At 60.4% G+C, this 14,797-nt stretch carries 17 protein-coding genes; 11 read left to right on the top strand and 6 right to left on the bottom strand.

Going from position 1 to position 14,797, the window contains the following annotated elements:
- Window positions 1–23 precede the first annotated feature (23 nt).
- A complete protein-coding gene (gene prpB, locus TU82_RS00405) occupies window positions 24–917 on the bottom strand; it encodes a methylisocitrate lyase (protein WP_057721179.1) in 894 nt (297 codons plus the stop codon).
- A 13-nt stretch (window positions 918–930) separates the two neighbouring features.
- Window positions 931–1,629: a GntR family transcriptional regulator gene (locus TU82_RS00400; protein WP_057721178.1), complete on the bottom strand. Its 699-nt coding sequence runs from the start codon at window positions 1,627–1,629 to the stop codon at window positions 931–933.
- Between the two features lie 265 nt (window positions 1,630–1,894).
- On the opposite strand from TU82_RS00400, the gene rloA reads away from it, so the two are divergent.
- From rloA to TU82_RS00370, 6 genes are all read left to right on the top strand, one after another.
- On the top strand, window positions 1,895–2,431 hold the full coding sequence (rloA, locus tag TU82_RS00395; RefSeq protein WP_057721177.1) for a retropepsin-like aspartic peptidase RloA: 537 nt from the start codon (window positions 1,895–1,897) through the stop codon (window positions 2,429–2,431).
- 6 nt (window positions 2,432–2,437) lie between these two features.
- Complete coding sequence (gene rloB, locus TU82_RS00390; protein WP_057721176.1) at window positions 2,438–3,970, top strand: osmotic stress tolerance membrane protein RloB; 1,533 nt, start codon at window positions 2,438–2,440, stop codon at window positions 3,968–3,970.
- The gene (locus tag TU82_RS00385) at window positions 3,970–4,956 is read left to right on the top strand and encodes an alpha-L-glutamate ligase-like protein (protein ID WP_057721175.1); all 987 of its coding nucleotides are present in this window, start codon (window positions 3,970–3,972) and stop codon (window positions 4,954–4,956) included. Before rloB ends, TU82_RS00385 begins: the two co-directional genes overlap by 1 nt.
- A gap of 101 nt (window positions 4,957–5,057) precedes the next feature.
- The gene (gene pabB, locus TU82_RS00380; protein ID WP_057721174.1) at window positions 5,058–6,401 is read left to right on the top strand and encodes an aminodeoxychorismate synthase component I; all 1,344 of its coding nucleotides are present in this window, start codon (window positions 5,058–5,060) and stop codon (window positions 6,399–6,401) included.
- Window positions 6,402–6,626: 225 nt separating this feature from the next.
- Window positions 6,627–6,929 carry a type II toxin-antitoxin system HigB family toxin gene (locus TU82_RS00375; protein WP_057721173.1) on the top strand — a complete coding sequence of 101 codons (303 nt, stop codon included), beginning with the start codon at window positions 6,627–6,629 and terminating at the stop codon, window positions 6,927–6,929.
- A complete protein-coding gene (locus TU82_RS00370; RefSeq protein ID WP_057721172.1) occupies window positions 6,929–7,285 on the top strand; it encodes a helix-turn-helix domain-containing protein in 357 nt (118 codons plus the stop codon). Before TU82_RS00375 ends, TU82_RS00370 begins: the two co-directional genes overlap by 1 nt.
- A 68-nt stretch (window positions 7,286–7,353) precedes the next feature.
- On the opposite strand, the gene thrH is transcribed toward TU82_RS00370, so the two are convergent.
- Complete coding sequence (thrH, locus tag TU82_RS00365; RefSeq protein ID WP_057721171.1) at window positions 7,354–7,971, bottom strand: bifunctional phosphoserine phosphatase/homoserine phosphotransferase ThrH; 618 nt, start codon at window positions 7,969–7,971, stop codon at window positions 7,354–7,356.
- Window positions 7,972–8,121: 150 nt separating this feature from the next.
- Here thrH and TU82_RS00360 point away from each other — a divergent pair, with 150 nt between their 5' ends.
- Complete coding sequence (locus tag TU82_RS00360; protein ID WP_057721170.1) at window positions 8,122–8,856, top strand: phosphoadenylyl-sulfate reductase; 735 nt, start codon at window positions 8,122–8,124, stop codon at window positions 8,854–8,856.
- Window positions 8,857–9,010: 154 nt separating this feature from the next.
- Here TU82_RS00360 and TU82_RS28985 read toward each other — a convergent pair whose 3' ends face one another.
- The gene (locus tag TU82_RS28985) at window positions 9,011–9,196 is read right to left on the bottom strand and encodes a hypothetical protein (RefSeq protein ID WP_211269732.1); all 186 of its coding nucleotides are present in this window, start codon (window positions 9,194–9,196) and stop codon (window positions 9,011–9,013) included.
- 120 nt (window positions 9,197–9,316) lie between these two features.
- Between TU82_RS28985 and TU82_RS00355 the strand changes: the two genes are divergently transcribed.
- Both TU82_RS00355 and TU82_RS00350 read left to right on the top strand, forming a co-directional pair.
- Complete coding sequence (locus TU82_RS00355; protein WP_057721169.1) at window positions 9,317–10,846, top strand: NCS1 family nucleobase:cation symporter-1; 1,530 nt, start codon at window positions 9,317–9,319, stop codon at window positions 10,844–10,846.
- Window positions 10,847–10,859: 13 nt separating this feature from the next.
- Window positions 10,860–11,588, top strand: coding sequence for an aspartate/glutamate racemase family protein (locus tag TU82_RS00350; RefSeq protein ID WP_057721168.1), 729 nt, complete (start codon window positions 10,860–10,862; stop codon window positions 11,586–11,588).
- Window positions 11,589–11,638: 50 nt separating this feature from the next.
- Here TU82_RS00350 and TU82_RS00345 read toward each other — a convergent pair whose 3' ends face one another.
- Window positions 11,639–12,568: a LysR family transcriptional regulator gene (locus tag TU82_RS00345; RefSeq protein ID WP_057721167.1), complete on the bottom strand. Its 930-nt coding sequence runs from the start codon at window positions 12,566–12,568 to the stop codon at window positions 11,639–11,641.
- A gap of 106 nt (window positions 12,569–12,674) precedes the next feature.
- On the opposite strand from TU82_RS00345, the gene TU82_RS00340 reads away from it, so the two are divergent.
- Complete coding sequence (locus TU82_RS00340; RefSeq protein ID WP_057721166.1) at window positions 12,675–13,421, top strand: 3-oxoacyl-ACP reductase family protein; 747 nt, start codon at window positions 12,675–12,677, stop codon at window positions 13,419–13,421.
- A gap of 213 nt (window positions 13,422–13,634) precedes the next feature.
- Here TU82_RS00340 and TU82_RS00335 read toward each other — a convergent pair whose 3' ends face one another.
- Complete coding sequence (locus TU82_RS00335) at window positions 13,635–14,321, bottom strand: HAD-IA family hydrolase (protein WP_057721165.1); 687 nt, start codon at window positions 14,319–14,321, stop codon at window positions 13,635–13,637.
- Between the two features lie 107 nt (window positions 14,322–14,428).
- Between TU82_RS00335 and TU82_RS00330 the strand changes: the two genes are divergently transcribed.
- Window positions 14,429–14,794 (top strand): DUF2784 domain-containing protein, encoded by a 366-nt coding sequence (locus TU82_RS00330; protein WP_057721164.1) that lies wholly within the window; start codon window positions 14,429–14,431, stop codon window positions 14,792–14,794.
- The last annotated feature ends 3 nt before the right edge of the window (window positions 14,795–14,797 follow it).

Here is a 14,797-nt window from a genome sequence, read left to right as displayed (position 1 = left end):
TTTTATAGTTGTTCAGAGAGCCGTTACTTCTTCGCGGCAAACAGCGCGTCGAGCTTCTGCTCGAAGGTGTGGTAGTCGATACGATCATAAAGCTCCATGCGGGTTTGCATGGTGTCGATCACATTCTGTTGCGTACCGTCGCGACGGATCGCGGTGTAGACATTCTCGGCGGCCTTGTTCATGGCGCGAAAGGCCGAGAGCGGGTACAGCACGATGGAAACATCGGCAGATTTCAACTGTTCGGTGGTGAACAGCGGGGTCGCGCCGAATTCGGTGATATTGGCCAGGATCGGCGCTTTCACCCGGGAGGCGAACAGCTTGTACATCTCAAGTTCGGTGATGGCTTCCGGGAACACCATGTCGGCGCCGGCCTCGATGCAGGCGGCGGCGCGTTCCAGGGCGGACTCCAGACCTTCTACGGCCAGCGCGTCGGTGCGGGCCATGATCACGAAGCTGTCATCGGTGCGGGCGTCCACGGCGGCCTTGATGCGGTCGACCATTTCCTGCTGGGACACGATTTCCTTGTTGGGGCGATGGCCGCAACGCTTGGCGCCGACCTGGTCTTCGATGTGGATGGCCGCGGCGCCAAACTTGATCATCGACTTGACGGTGCGCGCCACGTTGAACGCCGAGGAGCCGAAACCGGTGTCCACGTCCACCAGCAGCGGCAGGTCGCACACATCGGTGATGCGGCGTACATCGGTCAGCACGTCATCCAGGCCGGTGATGCCCAGGTCCGGAACGCCCAGGGAGCCGGCGGCCACGCCACCGCCTGACAGATAGATCGCCTTGAAGCCGGCGCGCTTGGCCAGCAAGGCGTGGTTGGCGTTGATTGCGCCGACCACTTGCAACGGCTGTTCACTGGCGACCGCGTCACGGAAACGCTGGCCTGGGGTGCTCTTGTTCGTGGAACTCATGACTCACCTCTATTTATTGGGGAGCGCCGTCCGGGAAGTGACGGGCGATGTTGCGTTTGGAAGCGCCGATATGCCGGCGCATCAACAGTTCGGCCAGTTCACCGTCGCGATCGGCGATCGCGTCAAGAATGCGGTGATGCTCGGCAAAGGCCTGGCGTGGACGATTGGGGGTAGTGGAAAACTGGATGCGGTACATGCGCACCAATTGGTACAACTCGCCGCAGAGCATCTGGGTCAGGGTGCGGTTACCGGCACCTTGGATGATCCGGTAGTGAAAATCGAAGTCACCTTCCTGCTGGTAATAGCCGACACCGGCCTGAAATGCGGCATCCCGCTCATGGGTGTGCAATACCTGGCGCAGTTCTTCGATTTCCGCGTCGGTCATGCGCTCGGCCGCCAGCCGGCAAGCCATGCCTTCCAATGACTCGCGGATTTCATACAGCTCGATCAACTCGGCGTGACTCAACGACACCACCCGTGCGCCGACGTGGGGCACCCGCACCAGCAGGCGCTGGCCTTCCAGCCGGTGAATCGCCTCGCGCAGCGGACCACGGCTGATGCCGTAGGTGCGCGCCAGCTCCGGTTCGGAAATTTTACTGCCGGGGGCGATCTCGCCCTTGACGATGGCGGCCTGGATTCGTCGGAAGACGTTTTCCGACATAGTTTGGGATTCTTCCGACAGCGCCGACGGAGCTTCCGATTGATCCAGCATATTGTCGACACCTTCAAGAGCAATGCGGCAAAAACTAGCCAATCCACGCTACTTAGTCAAAGAATAAATCAACATTGTCGACAATCGTCTAATAACCTTCTTGTACGTCATCGAGCATGGCCGCCTGCCAGCGCTGGCGCCAAAAAAGCATCATGCTAGAATGCCCGCCGCATTTGCCTGACATCCCTGGATGAAATGGCGCACGAGGGAGCTTGCGCAGTAATGCCAGTCGCCTTGAATTTCGCACTGCATCGCCTCAGGAATTATGAGACTCAAGCCCTTCCCCCTACTGTTATGCCTATTGTCCATACCGAGCCTTGGCGTTGCCGCCGAGAAGACGGTGTATGGCCTGAACGAATACGCCAAGCTGGCGGGCATCGACCTTGAAGTCGCGGCCAAACTCGACACGGGCGCCAAGACCGCATCGCTGAGCGCGCGCGATATCAAACGCTTCAAGCGCAACGGCGAATCCTGGGTACGCTTCTACCTGGCCATCGATACCGCCCACTCCCACCCCATCGAACGTCCTCTGGCACGCGTCAGCAAAATCAAGCGCCGCGCCGATGATTACGATCCCGATGAGGACAAGCAGTACACCGCTCGTCCGGTGATTGCCCTGGATATCTGCATGGGCAGCGCTTTGCGCAGCATCGAAGTGAACTTGACTGACCGCAGCACCTTCCAATACCCGCTGCTGATCGGCTCCGAAGCGCTCAAGCGCTTTGATGCGCTGATCGATCCCAGCCTTAAATATGCAGCAGGCAAACCTGCCTGCGCCGCCGACGCTCATACCGCCGAGTAAACCGAAATGCGCTCTCTGACCCTGCACCTGAAAATCCTGATCACCCTTCTGGTGGTGCTGGGTATTTCGGTCACCGCCTACCAGATCTTCGTGCTGGGCATCCCTGTCACCGAGGACGCCACCGACGACTTGTGGAACATCGACGCCAAGGTCGAGTTCGTCGCCAATCCCAAGGACCCGGTGAAGATTTCGATGTTCGTGCCACCGTTGAGCCGCGATTTCGTCAGCCTCAATGAGAGTTTTATCTCGAACAACTATGGTGTGAGCGTCAACCGCGCCGACGGCAACCGCAAGGTCACCTGGTCGGCGCGCCGCGCCAAGGGTAACCAGACGCTGTATTACCGCCTGGTGCTGACCAAGCGCTACAGCGGAGAAAAGGTCAAGATCAAGGGCCCGACCTTCCGCGACAGCATTGCCGTGGAAGGCCCGGAAAAAATCGCCGCCGAAGCCCTGCTCGCACCGATTCGCCAGCACTCGGCGGACGTCGAGACCTTTATCACCGAAGCCATCAAGCGCACCAACAACCTCAGCGACGACAATGTGAAACTGCTGCTGGCGGGCGACCCGTCGACGTCGCACAAGGCCAAGATCGTCGAATTGCTGTTGTCCATCGCCCACGTACCGGTGGAAAAAGTCCACACCATCCGCCTCGTCGCCGACCAGCCGCAATCGCCTGAACTGTGGTTACGCAGCTTCAATGGCAATGACTGGCTGTACTTCAACCCGGAAACCGGTGAACAGGGCCTGCCCGCCGACCGCCTGCTGTGGTGGACCGGCGACGAAAACCTGATCACGGTCGAAGGCGGCAAGAAAGCCATGGTCACCTTCAGCCTGAACAACAGCGAGATGAACGCCATTCGCCTGGCCAAGCTGACCGACGAAAACACCGACGCCAACTTCCTCGAATACTCCCTGTACGGCCTGCCGCTGCAAACCCAGCAGACCTTCATGATCATGGTGATGATCCCGATTGGCGTGCTGGTGATCCTGATCCTGCGCAACCTGATCGGCCTGCAAACCCTGGGCACCTTTACCCCGGTGTTGATTGCGCTGGCCTTTCGCGAGACGCAACTGGGCTTCGGCATTGTGCTGTTCACCATTATTACAGCGCTGGGGCTGTCGCTCAGGTCCTACCTTGAACACCTGAAGCTGCAGATGCTGCCGCGACTGTCGGTGGTGCTGACCTTCGTGGTGGTGCTGATTGCCGCCATCAGCCTGTTCAGCCACAAGCTGGGCCTGGAACGGGGCCTGTCGGTGGCGCTGTTCCCGATGGTGATCCTGACCATGACCATCGAACGCCTGTCGATCACCTGGGAAGAGCGCGGCGCCAACCATGCGCTGAAAGTGGCGATCGGCACGCTGTTCGCGGCCTCCCTGGCGCACATCATCATGAGCGTGCCGGAGCTGATCTACTTCGTGTTCACCTTCCCGGCGATCCTGCTGATCCTGGTGGGTTTCATGCTGGCCATGGGGCGTTATCGCGGTTATCGCCTGACCGAGCTGGTCCGTTTCAAGGCGTTCCTGAAGGCTGACTCGTAATGTTCGGCTTCTGGAAGACCTGGAAAGCCCTGGAGGCACGCGGGATCATGGGCATCAACCGGCGTAACGCCGACTACGTGCTCAAGTACAACAAGCGCAGCCTGTACCCGATCGTGGATGACAAGATCATCACCAAGGAGCGGGCCATGGCGGCCGGCATCCATGTGCCGCAGATGTACGGGGTGATCTCCACCGAGAAGGAAATCGACAAGCTCGACGAGATCATCGGCGGGCGCAGCGACTTCGTCATCAAGCCCGCCCAGGGCGCCGGCGGCGACGGCATCCTGGTGGTGGCTGATCGCTTTGAGGGGCGCTATCGCACGGTGTCCGGCAAGATCATCAGCCATGAGGAAATCGAGCACCAGATTTCCAGCATCCTCACCGGCCTCTATTCCCTGGGCGGCCACCGCGACCGCGCCTTGATCGAATACCGCGTGGTACCCGACCAGATCTTCAAGAGCATCAGCTACGAAGGCGTGCCGGATATCCGCATCATTGTGCTGATGGGTTATCCGGTCATGGCGATGCTGCGCTTGCCGACCCGCCAGTCCGGTGGCAAGGCCAACCTGCACCAGGGCGCCATTGGCGTGGGCGTGGACCTGGCCACCGGCCTGACCCTGCGCGGGACCTGGCTGAACACCATTATCACCAAGCACCCCGACACTACCAACGCGGTGGATGGCGTGCAGTTGCCCAACTGGGACGGCTTCATGAAGCTGGCGGCCGGCTGCTATGAGCTGTGCGGCCTGGGCTATATCGGCGTGGACATGGTGCTGGACCAGGAAAAAGGCCCGCTGATCCTGGAGCTGAATGCGCGGCCGGGGTTGAATATCCAGATCGCCAACGACTGCGGCCTGACCCTGCGCACCCATGCGGTGGAGGCGCGGTTGGAGGAGCTCAAAGCCGCCGGCGTGACGGAAACCGTGGAAGAGCGGGTGAAGTTCGTACAGGAAATGTTCGGCCATATACCGCCGGTGGAAGGCTGATACGGTCTTCGAACGGTCTATCCCCGACATCCCCTCTAGGAGCAAATCCTACAGGGGACTACAATCCCCTCCCTCCGCGCCACTGGCTGATCCACCCCCGCATGTCGACCTGTTCCGTATACCCGTTGCCCTACCGGGCCAACCCCGCCGAGTACTTTGCGGCGATTCGTCATGCCCCTGGCGCGGTGCTGCTCGACAGCGGCCGGCCGGCTGCCGAGCGTGGCCGTTACGACCTGCTCAGCGCCTGGCCGGAGGCGACCCTCGCGGTTGCGCCGGAGGAGAGTGGCGGCAGTTTCCTGCAACGCTTGCGCGAAAGCCTGACACACCTGGGCGAAGCGGCGTTGCCCCCCGGATTGGAGCTGCCCTTTGCCGGCGGTTTGATCGGCTACCTGAGTTATGACTTCGGCCGACACCTGGAACGCCTGCCGCACCTGGCGGTAGACGACTTGCACCTGCCGGACGCGCGCCTGGGCCTGTATGCCTGGGCGCTGATCAGTGATCACCAGGCGCAGACCAGCCAGTTGGTGTTTCACCCCGCCCTGGCCGATAGTGAGCGGCAGCGCCTGATTGCCCTGTTCAGCCGGCCCGTCGCCGAGCCAACGGCCAGCTTCAGGCTGCATGGCCCGATGGCGCCGGACCTCACGGCCGAGGCGTACCGTCAGGCCATCGTGCGCATCCAGGACTACATCCAGGCCGGCGACTGCTATCAGGTCAACTTTGCCCAGCGTTTTCGCGCGCCGTGCGCCGGTGATCCCTGGGTGGCTTACTGCGCATTGCGTGAAGCGTGCCCGACGCCGTTCTCCGGATTCCAGAGCCTGCCGGATCACGGTGCGGTAGTGAGCCTGTCGCCCGAGCGTTTCGTGCGGATCAGCGAGCGCCATGTCGAAACCCGCCCGATCAAAGGCACCCGCCCTCGTGGCCTGACACCTGAGGAAGATGCCGCGCACGCCAATGAACTGTTGGCCAGCGCCAAGGATCGCGCGGAAAACCTGATGATTGTCGACCTGCTGCGCAACGACCTCGGCCGCAGTTGCCGTATCGGCTCGGTAAACGTACCGGAGCTGTTCAGCCTGGAAAGCTACCCCAACGTGCACCACTTGGTGAGCAGCGTCACCGGCACACTGGCCGACGATAAGGATGCCCTCGACCTCATCAAAGGCAGCTTCCCAGGCGGCTCCATCACCGGCGCGCCGAAGATCCGCGCCATGCAGATCATCGACGAACTGGAGCCGACCCGACGCGGCTTGTACTGCGGCTCGCTGATGTACCTGGACGTGCGCGGCGAAATGGACAGCTCCATTGCCATCCGCAGCCTGCTGGTCAAGGACGGGCAAGCGTGCTGCTGGGGCGGCGGCGGAATCGTGGCGGACTCGCAGTGGGAGGCGGAATATCAGGAGTCGCTGACGAAGGTACGGGTATTGTTACAAACGTTGGAAGGCCTCTAGAACCCAGCCATTGCTGCCGGCAAAGGCAGCGACTTCGACACGCAAAAACCTGAATCAGAACGGTTGTGGACCTACGGTGAGGCAGGCGATAGCGTCCGTCTTCCACCGCCCACCGGCCGCCTGTGAAGGATCACCTATGCGACTGCTCAATCGTCAGGATTTGTTTCAGGAATTGCATCCTCGCCCACTCCACCCTACTATCTCCCAAAACGGGAGGTCAGAACGATGCGAATAATCGCTCTTTCCACCTTACGAATATTCTGGGAAAGCCGCCCGGCGTTTGCCGATGCGAAAACGCCCTTGGTCGAGTTGTATCGCCATATGGAAAAGGCCACTTATCCGACACCACAGGCCCTCAAGGCAGAGCTCAGGACCGCGAGCATTCTCAGAAGCGGCAAGGTTGTGTTCAACGTGGGTGGCAACAAGTATCGGGTGATCATGTCGATCGATTATGAGCGACAACTTGGGTTTATCCGCTTCGTCGGCACCCACGCGCAGTACGACTCAATCAACGCGGAGACCGTGTGATGAACATCAAACCTATTCATTCTCAGGAAGACCTGGCCACCGCGCTCGCGCGCGTCGAGCAGATTTGGGGAGCGGCCATCGGCAGCCCCGAAGGGGCCGAGCTCGAAATTCTCGCTGTTCTCATTGAGAAGTACGAGGCGGAACATTTTCCAATGCCGCCTTCGAACCCTGTGGAGGCGATCAAATTCCGTATGGAGCAAATGGGCCTGACCGCCCGCGATCTTGAGCCCTTTATCGGACCCAGCGGGCGAGTGTCAGAAGTGTTGAACGGCAAGCGCAAACTGAGCCTGGCGATGATCAAACGCCTGCATGAGGGACTGTGTATTCCTTATGAGCGATTGCTGGCAGGTATTTAGGCGATAACCGGGAGGCCTTTGTGGGAGGGGGCTTGCTCCCGATGAGGCCATCAGCCCCGCCGAATAACCTACAGGCTCAACTGCCGATTCGAAGCCTTGATGAACTCCCGCTTCAAATCCTCAAACGTGTGCACGGCCGGAAACTGGGGGAATTCACGCATCACATTCTCTGGCGCGTGGAACAGAATCCCACGATCAGCCTCACCCAGCATGGTGGTGTCGTTGTAGGAATCGCCGGCAGCAATCACGCGGTAATACAGCGTCTTGAACGCCAGCACCGACTGGCGCTTGGGATCTTTCTGGCGCAGTTGGTAGCCGACCACCCGGTCGCTTTCATCAGTAATCAGGCGATGGCAAAGCAAGGTTGGAAAGCCCAACTGGCGCATCAGCGGCTGGGAGAACTCGTAGAAGGTGTCGGAGAGGATCACTACCTGGAAGCGTTCGCGCAGCCAGTTGACGAACTCGACGGCACCGTCCAGCGGCTTGAGTGTCGCGATCACTGCCTGGATATCGGCAAGCTTGAGCCCGTGCTCGTCGAGGATGCGCAGGCGCTGCTTCATCAACACGTCGTAGTCGGGAATGTCACGGGTGGTGGCGCGCAGGGATTCAATACCGGTTTTGTCGGCGAAGGCGATCCAGATTTCCGGAACCAGCACCCCTTCCAGGTCGAGACAGGCAATTTCCACAAGACACTCCGTTCGTATTATTCAAGTTGAGCGAGCAAAAGGACTGCCGAACTCTAGCGACTCAAGCACGCCGCCGCAACGCAGGGCGGATTTTGATACCATCGCCCCCTATAGAGCGCTCAGCGCCACTGACCTGTAGGAACCGTCCTGATGAACCAAGCCTTCGACGTCGTTGAACTCGCCACGACCTATGCCAACAAGTCCGCCCAGGACATTCTCAAGCTGGCGTTCAGCCAGTTCGGTGACGACCTGTGGATTTCCTTCAGCGGTGCCGAGGATGTGGTGCTGGTGGACATGGCCTGGAAGCTGAACAAGAACGTCAAGGTGTTCAGCCTCGACACCGGTCGCCTGCACCCGGAAACCTACCGGTTTATCGAGCAGGTGCGTGAGTTCTACAAGATCGACATCGAACTGATCTCGCCGGACCAGAGCAAGCTGGAACCCTTCGTCAAGGAGAAGGGCCTGTTCAGCTTCTATAGAGACGGTCATGGCGAGTGCTGCGGCATCCGCAAGATCGAACCGCTGCGCCGTAAACTGGCAGGCGTGCCTGCCTGGGCCACCGGCCAGCGCCGCGACCAGAGCCCGGGCACCCGCAGCCAGGTGGCCGCGCTGGAAATCGATACGGCCTTCTCTACCCCGGAACGTACCCTGTACAAATTCAACCCGCTGGCGCAGATGACCAGCGAGGAAGTCTGGGGTTACATCCGCATGCTGGAGCTGCCCTATAACAGCCTGCATGAACGCGGCTTTATCAGCATCGGCTGCGAGCCCTGCACCCGGCCGGTGTTGCCCAACCAGCACGAGCGTGAAGGCCGCTGGTGGTGGGAAGAAGCCACGCAGAAGGAATGCGGGCTGCATGCGGGGAATATCATCAGCAAGGCTTGAGTTAATGCGATAAAACCTGTTGGAGGGGGCTTGTCTGGGAGGGGGCTTGCCCCCGATGAGGGAGTGTCAGTAGACACATCTGTGACTGGCCCCCTGCAATCGGGGACTCGAATTTTCCTTGAGATGTACACATGCCTGTAACCAACGGTGCCATTTATGTGTGCAATCGCGCTTGAAGCGCACCAAAACGTAACACTTCCTTTCTAAAATTTTTTGCCCTTCCAGATCCATCCCCATCCTCAAAAAAATAAATAGCTGTACGAACGGTCAATTTATATCGCTTTAAATTCAGCCAGTTATTCAACCAACCAATAAAAACGAAATTAGCTTCGATTTTCATAGATCGAAAGCTGGCACGCATGTGGCTTAAGGGTATTTACGCTTTGTATACAATAAATACAAAACCTACATACAATTTGCCATCTGCCGCGCTGCTGCGGATGTGCTGGAGCCCGCCGGCATGCGTACAAGCCTCTCGAATAACATCGCATTGAATCTGCCCTCCTCCGCCCTGAATACCGAGGCAGCAGGCCCCGGCCCGCTGGTACTCAGCCCACGCCTGCACAACAAGGACCTGGCGCCGACCAAGGCCGAAGGGCGTCGCTGGGGGCGCTACAGCATCTTTGCGCTGTGGACCAATGACGTGCACAACATCGCCAACTATTCATTCGCCATCGGCTTGTATGCATTGGGCCTGGGCGGCTGGCAGATCCTGCTGTCGTTGGGGATAGGCGCGGCACTGGTGTATTTCTTCATGAACCTGTCGGGCTACATGGGCCAGAAGACCGGCGTGCCGTTCCCGGTCATCAGCCGTATCAGCTTTGGTATCCATGGCGCACAGATTCCGGCGTTGATCCGTGCGGTGATTGCGATTGCCTGGTTCGGCATCCAGACCTACCTGGCCTCAGTGGTGTTTCGCGTGCTGCTGACGGCGATTCATCCAGGGTTTGCCGACTACGATCACAACTCGATGCTCGGCCTGTCATCGCTCGGCTGGGCGTGTTTCGTGGCGATCTGGCTGGTGCAATTGGTAATCCTGGCCTATGGCATGGAAATGGTACGTCGCTATGAAGGATTCGCCGGACCGGTGATTCTGCTCACCGTGGCCTCGCTGGCCGGCTGGATGTACTTCCAGGCGGGCGGCCACATTGCCTGGTCGATCCGCGAGCCCCTGAGCGGCGGTGAGATGTGGCGCAATATCTTTGCCGGCGGCGCACTGTGGCTGGCGATCTACGGCACGCTGATCCTTAACTTCTGCGACTTCGCACGCTCCTCGCCCTGCCGCAGGACGATCCTGGTGGGTAACTTCTGGGGCCTGCCGGTGAATATCCTGGTGTTCGCCGCCATCACCGTGCTGCTGTGCGGCGGGCAGTTCCAGCTCAATGGCCGGGTGATCGAAAGCCCGACCGAAATCATCGCCGCCATTCCCAACACCTTCTTTCTCGTGCTCGGCTGCCTGGCCTTCCTGATCGTCACGGTGGCGGTGAACATCATGGCCAACTTCGTCGCCCCGGCCTTTGTACTGAGCAACCTGGCGCCCAAGTACCTGAACTTCCGTCGCGCCGGGCTGATCAGCGCCACCGTGGCGGTGCTGATCCTGCCGTGGAACCTCTACAACAGTCCGCTGGTGATCGTGTATTTCCTGTCCGGCCTGGGCGCACTGCTGGGGCCGTTGTATGGAGTGATCATGGTCGACTACTGGCTGATCCGCAAAAGCCAGGTGGATGTACCGCAGCTGTACAGCGAAGACGCACAGGGGGTTTATTACTACAGCCGGGGCGTGAACCTGCGCGCAGTGGCGGCGTTCGTGCCGGCAGCGGTGATCGCCATCCTGTTGGCATTGTTGCCCGGGTTTGCCAGCGTCTCGCCGTTCTCCTGGCTGTTTGGCGCCGGTATTGCCGGGTTGCTGTACCTGCTGATCGCCAAGCGCCAGCCGTTCTACGCCGATGTCAGCGGCGAAAGCATTGCAGTCGATAACGTCAGTCATTAAACAAGGACATTCCATGCGTATCCTCGTGGTCAACGTCAACACCACCGAATCCATCACCCAGACCATCGCTGAGCAGGCACGCAGCGTCGCCTCGCCGGGCACCGAAATTGTCGGGCTCACCCCCTACTTCGGCGCCGAGTCGGTGGAGGGCAACTTTGAAAGCTACCTGGCCGCCATTGCGGTCATGGACCGCGTAATGGCCTACGACCAGCCATTTGATGCCGTGATCCAGGCCGGCTACGGCGAGCATGGTCGCGAAGGCTTGCAGGAGCTGCTCAACGTGCCGGTGGTGGACATCACCGAGGCTGCAGCCAGCACGGCGATGTTCCTGGGCCATGCGTATTCGGTGGTAACCACCCTCGACCGCACCGTGCCACTGATCGAAGACCGGCTCAAACTCGCCGGCCTGTACCAGCGCTGCGCCTCGGTGCGGGCCAGCGGCATGGCGGTGCTGGAGCTGGAAGAAAACCCACGGGCGGCCATGGAAGCCATCGTGCGCCAGGCGGAACTGGCCATCCTTGAAGACAAGGCAGAAGTGATCTGCCTGGGCTGCGGCGGCATGGCCGGGCTGGACGAGCAGATTCGCCAGCGCACCGGGGTGCCGGTGGTGGATGGGGTGACGGCGGCGGTGACAATCGCTGAGTCGCTGGTGCGGTTGGGGTTGTCGACGTCCAAGGTCAGGACCTATGCGACGCCAAGGCCGAAGAAAATCCTGGGCTGGCCCGGCAAGTTCGGCCACTGAAAATCAAAATTTGGGAGGGAGCTTGCCCCCCTCCCACACTTGAATTCTGTTTACTTTGCGACCGCACTGAATCTGCGGCCCAATTGCTGCTCGGCAAACTGCTCGATCACAAAATCCACAAACGCCCGGGTCTTGCCGGGCAGCAACTTGTGCTCGGCGTAGTAGATGGAGATATTGCCGTCATCCACATACCAGTCCGGCAACACCCGCACCACCGCGCCGCTGTCGAGGAACGGCACGGCCATCGGCATGCTGACCAGCGCAATGCCCAGGCCCTGGGCGCTGGCGCAGCAGGCGGCCTCGGAATCACTCATGGTCATGACAGGCTTGAGCAGCAGCGGGCTGTGCTCGCGCTCGCGGTGGGTCAGTTGCCATGAGCGCACCCGGCCTGTCTGCGGCGAGCGGATCAGGATGCCGTGGCAGCGCGACAACTCCTCGGGCGCACGCACTGCGGGGTGTTGCGCCAGATAAGCCGGCGACGCCACCAGCACCCGGTGCGCAGGGGTCAACTTGCGCGCCACCACGCCCTGGGGCAGTTCAAAGCCACCGCCAATGGCGGCGTCAAAGCCCTGACCGATCAAGTCGACCTGGCGGTTATCGAAATGCCAGTCCGGGCTGATGTCCGGAAAGCGTCGCATGAACTCACCGAGCAGCGGCACCACATAGCGATTGCCGAATACCGTGCCCATGCTGACCTTCAGCGTGCCCACCGGTCGCCCTTCGGCGCTGGCCAGGTTGGCCACGGCGTTCTGAATCGTGATGAGGCTCCCGCTGACTTCGCCCAGGAACAGCTTGCCAGCTTCGGTCAGGGTCAGACGCCGTGTGCTGCGCTGAAACAGCCTGACGCCCAGGCGTGCTTCCAGCTTGGCCACGCTTTTACCGACCGCCGCCGGCGTCAGGCTCAGGTGCCGCGCCGCCTCCGCGAAGCTGCCGCCCTCGGCACTGCGCACAAAGCATTCGATACCGCCAAAGCTCTCCATGACCCACCACTCTAAACTTTTGATTTACACAGACTATAGCAATCACGCTCTACCGGCCGCGTCGAGTGAGGTCGATACTCGGCTCATCAACTACTTGGAGATCGACATGACCACAGCACATCTCACCGGTAAAGTCGCCTTGGTTCAAGGCGGTTCCCGCGGCATCGGCGCCGCCATCGTCAAACGTCTCGCCGCACAAGGCGCTGCCGTTGCCTTTACCTACGTCAGCTCGGCCGCCAAGGCTCAAGCCCTGCAGGACAGCGTGACCAGCGCAGGCGGCAAAGCCCTGGCGATTCAGGCCGACAGCGCCGATGCCACAGCGATTCGCACTGCGGTCAACGCCACCGTCGAAGCGTTTGGGCGTCTGGATATTCTGGTGAACAACGCCGGCGTGCTGGCCATCGCCCCGCTGGAAGACTTCAAGCTGGAAGACTTCGACCAGACCCTGGCGATCAACGTGCGCAGCGTCTTTATCGCCACCCAGGAAGCCGCCAAACATATGGGCGAAGGGGGCCGGGTGATCAATATCGGCAGCACCAACGCCGAGCGCATGCCGTTTGGCGGCGGCGGCCCGTATGCGATGAGCAAGGCGGCGCTGGTAGGTTTGACCAAAGGTTTGGCGCGAGACCTCGGGCCACGGGGTATCACCATCAACAACGTGCAGCCAGGCCCGGTGGACACGGATATGAACCCGGCGAACAGTGAGTTTGCCGAGAGCCTGATCGGGCTGATGGCGGTGGGCCGCTATGGCCATGTGGAAGAGATTGCCAGTTTCGTGGCCTATCTTGCCGGGCCGGAAGCGGGCTATATCACGGGCGCCAGCCTGACCATAGACGGTGGTTTCAGCGCCTGAGATTTTTACAATACTGCATAACCAATGTGGGAGGGGGCTTGCCCTAATGCCGTCTGTAGGAGCGAGCTTGCTCGCGAAAAACTCACAGGCACCGCGTTCATTCAGAAAGCACGCGTTATCGTTGACGTTTTTCGCGAGCAAGCTCGCTCCTACAAAGGTCGGTGTACGCTTACTGACTGGCAAGCCCCCTCCCACATTTTGCCCTGTGCTGAATCAGGCCATGGGTGGCAAGCCATAGGCCGCCAGATCAAACTCCGCCAGCCTGCGGATAATCTGGTCGGCATGCTGATACTTGCTGTCAGCCATGGCCTCATCGGGCACGGCGATGGCGGTCATGTGCGCCGCTTTCGCCGCCGTCACGCCGAATGGCGAGTCCTCGAACACCAGGCAATCCTCAGGCGCCACGCCCAGGCGACGCGCTGCGGTGAGGAAGATATCCGGCGCAGGCTTGGCGGCGCCGACTTCCGGGTCGTCGGCGGTGACGATGGTGTCGAACAGGCCAAACCACTCGCGGTGCAAGGTGGTCTTGTGGCCGAACGAATTGCGCGACGAACTGGTGCCCACGGCAATCGGAATGTGATGCGCCTTCAAATGCCGTACCAACGCCTCGGCGCCGGGCATGCCCAGGGCCTTGGGGAAACGCTCGCTCATCAGCGGCTCACGGATCTCGAGAAACTCGGCCGGTGTAATCGGCAGGTCCAGCGCCTTGACGACGTAGTCGGCCAGGTCCTGTGCACCGCGCCCGATGATGTGCTGCTTGATGCTCCAGTCATAGGTGCGGCCGTAGCGTTCGGCAATGATTTGCGTGACTTCGGTATAGATGCCTTCGGTATCCAGCAACAACCCGTCCATATCGAAAATAACGGCCTTGATCGGGACAGCGGTACGCGGTGCATTCATCACAACAGAACCTTGGGGGAAGGACTAAATGGTTTCAGCACAATAACGGCCGCACTCGCTTGCGGGCAACCCTTTACACTGCCTGCTTTCCCTTAGAAGTACCTGCGATGCTCTTTCGTCTAGCCGCCGACAGCCTGGTGCTGTTCCATTTATGCTTCATCCTGTTCGTGCTGTTCGGTGGCCTGTTGGCGCTCAAATGGCGACCGCTGATCTGGCTGCACCTGCCCGCAGCCGCCTGGGGCATTGCCGTCGAGGTGTTTCACCTGCCCTGCCCGCTCACCCGCTGGGAAAACCTGTTACGCCATATGGCCGGGCAGGAGGGTTATGGCGCAGGCTTCATCGAACATTACATCATCGCGCTGATTTACCCGGCCGGGCTTACGCCGCAGATCCAACTGGGCCTGGGCGCGCTGGTGCTGTTGATCAACATTGCGGTGTATGGGCACCTGATCCGACGTTATCGACAGGCTTGAGAC

This window comes from Pseudomonas orientalis (assembly GCF_001439815.1).
In the GTDB taxonomy this organism is placed as follows: domain Bacteria; phylum Pseudomonadota; class Gammaproteobacteria; order Pseudomonadales; family Pseudomonadaceae; genus Aquipseudomonas; species Aquipseudomonas orientalis.
Note: the sequence above shows the minus strand (reverse complement) of the source record. Positions and strands in the feature narration are given on the sequence as shown.

Bases quoted from the DNA above. Each gene is read 5' to 3' on its own strand.
- prpB (WP_057721179.1), bottom strand. From the start codon at position 917: ATGAGTTCCACGAACAAGAGCACCCCAGGCCAGCGTTTCCGTGACGCG.
- TU82_RS00400 (WP_057721178.1), bottom strand. From the start codon at position 1,629: ATGCTGGATCAATCGGAAGCTCCGTCGGCGCTGTCGGAAGAATCCCAA.
- rloA (WP_057721177.1), top strand. From the start codon at position 1,895: ATGAGACTCAAGCCCTTCCCCCTACTGTTATGCCTATTGTCCATACCG.
- rloB (WP_057721176.1), top strand. From the start codon at position 2,438: ATGCGCTCTCTGACCCTGCACCTGAAAATCCTGATCACCCTTCTGGTG.
- TU82_RS00385 (WP_057721175.1), top strand. From the start codon at position 3,970: ATGTTCGGCTTCTGGAAGACCTGGAAAGCCCTGGAGGCACGCGGGATC.
- pabB (WP_057721174.1), top strand. From the start codon at position 5,058: ATGTCGACCTGTTCCGTATACCCGTTGCCCTACCGGGCCAACCCCGCC.
- TU82_RS00375 (WP_057721173.1), top strand. From the start codon at position 6,627: ATGCGAATAATCGCTCTTTCCACCTTACGAATATTCTGGGAAAGCCGC.
- TU82_RS00370 (WP_057721172.1), top strand. From the start codon at position 6,929: ATGAACATCAAACCTATTCATTCTCAGGAAGACCTGGCCACCGCGCTC.
- TU82_RS00360 (WP_057721170.1), top strand. From the start codon at position 8,122: ATGAACCAAGCCTTCGACGTCGTTGAACTCGCCACGACCTATGCCAAC.
- TU82_RS28985 (WP_211269732.1), bottom strand. From the start codon at position 9,196: ATGAAAATCGAAGCTAATTTCGTTTTTATTGGTTGGTTGAATAACTGG.
- TU82_RS00355 (WP_057721169.1), top strand. From the start codon at position 9,317: ATGCGTACAAGCCTCTCGAATAACATCGCATTGAATCTGCCCTCCTCC.
- TU82_RS00350 (WP_057721168.1), top strand. From the start codon at position 10,860: ATGCGTATCCTCGTGGTCAACGTCAACACCACCGAATCCATCACCCAG.
- TU82_RS00345 (WP_057721167.1), bottom strand. From the start codon at position 12,568: ATGGAGAGCTTTGGCGGTATCGAATGCTTTGTGCGCAGTGCCGAGGGC.
- TU82_RS00340 (WP_057721166.1), top strand. From the start codon at position 12,675: ATGACCACAGCACATCTCACCGGTAAAGTCGCCTTGGTTCAAGGCGGT.
- TU82_RS00335 (WP_057721165.1), bottom strand. From the start codon at position 14,321: ATGAATGCACCGCGTACCGCTGTCCCGATCAAGGCCGTTATTTTCGAT.
- TU82_RS00330 (WP_057721164.1), top strand. From the start codon at position 14,429: ATGCTCTTTCGTCTAGCCGCCGACAGCCTGGTGCTGTTCCATTTATGC.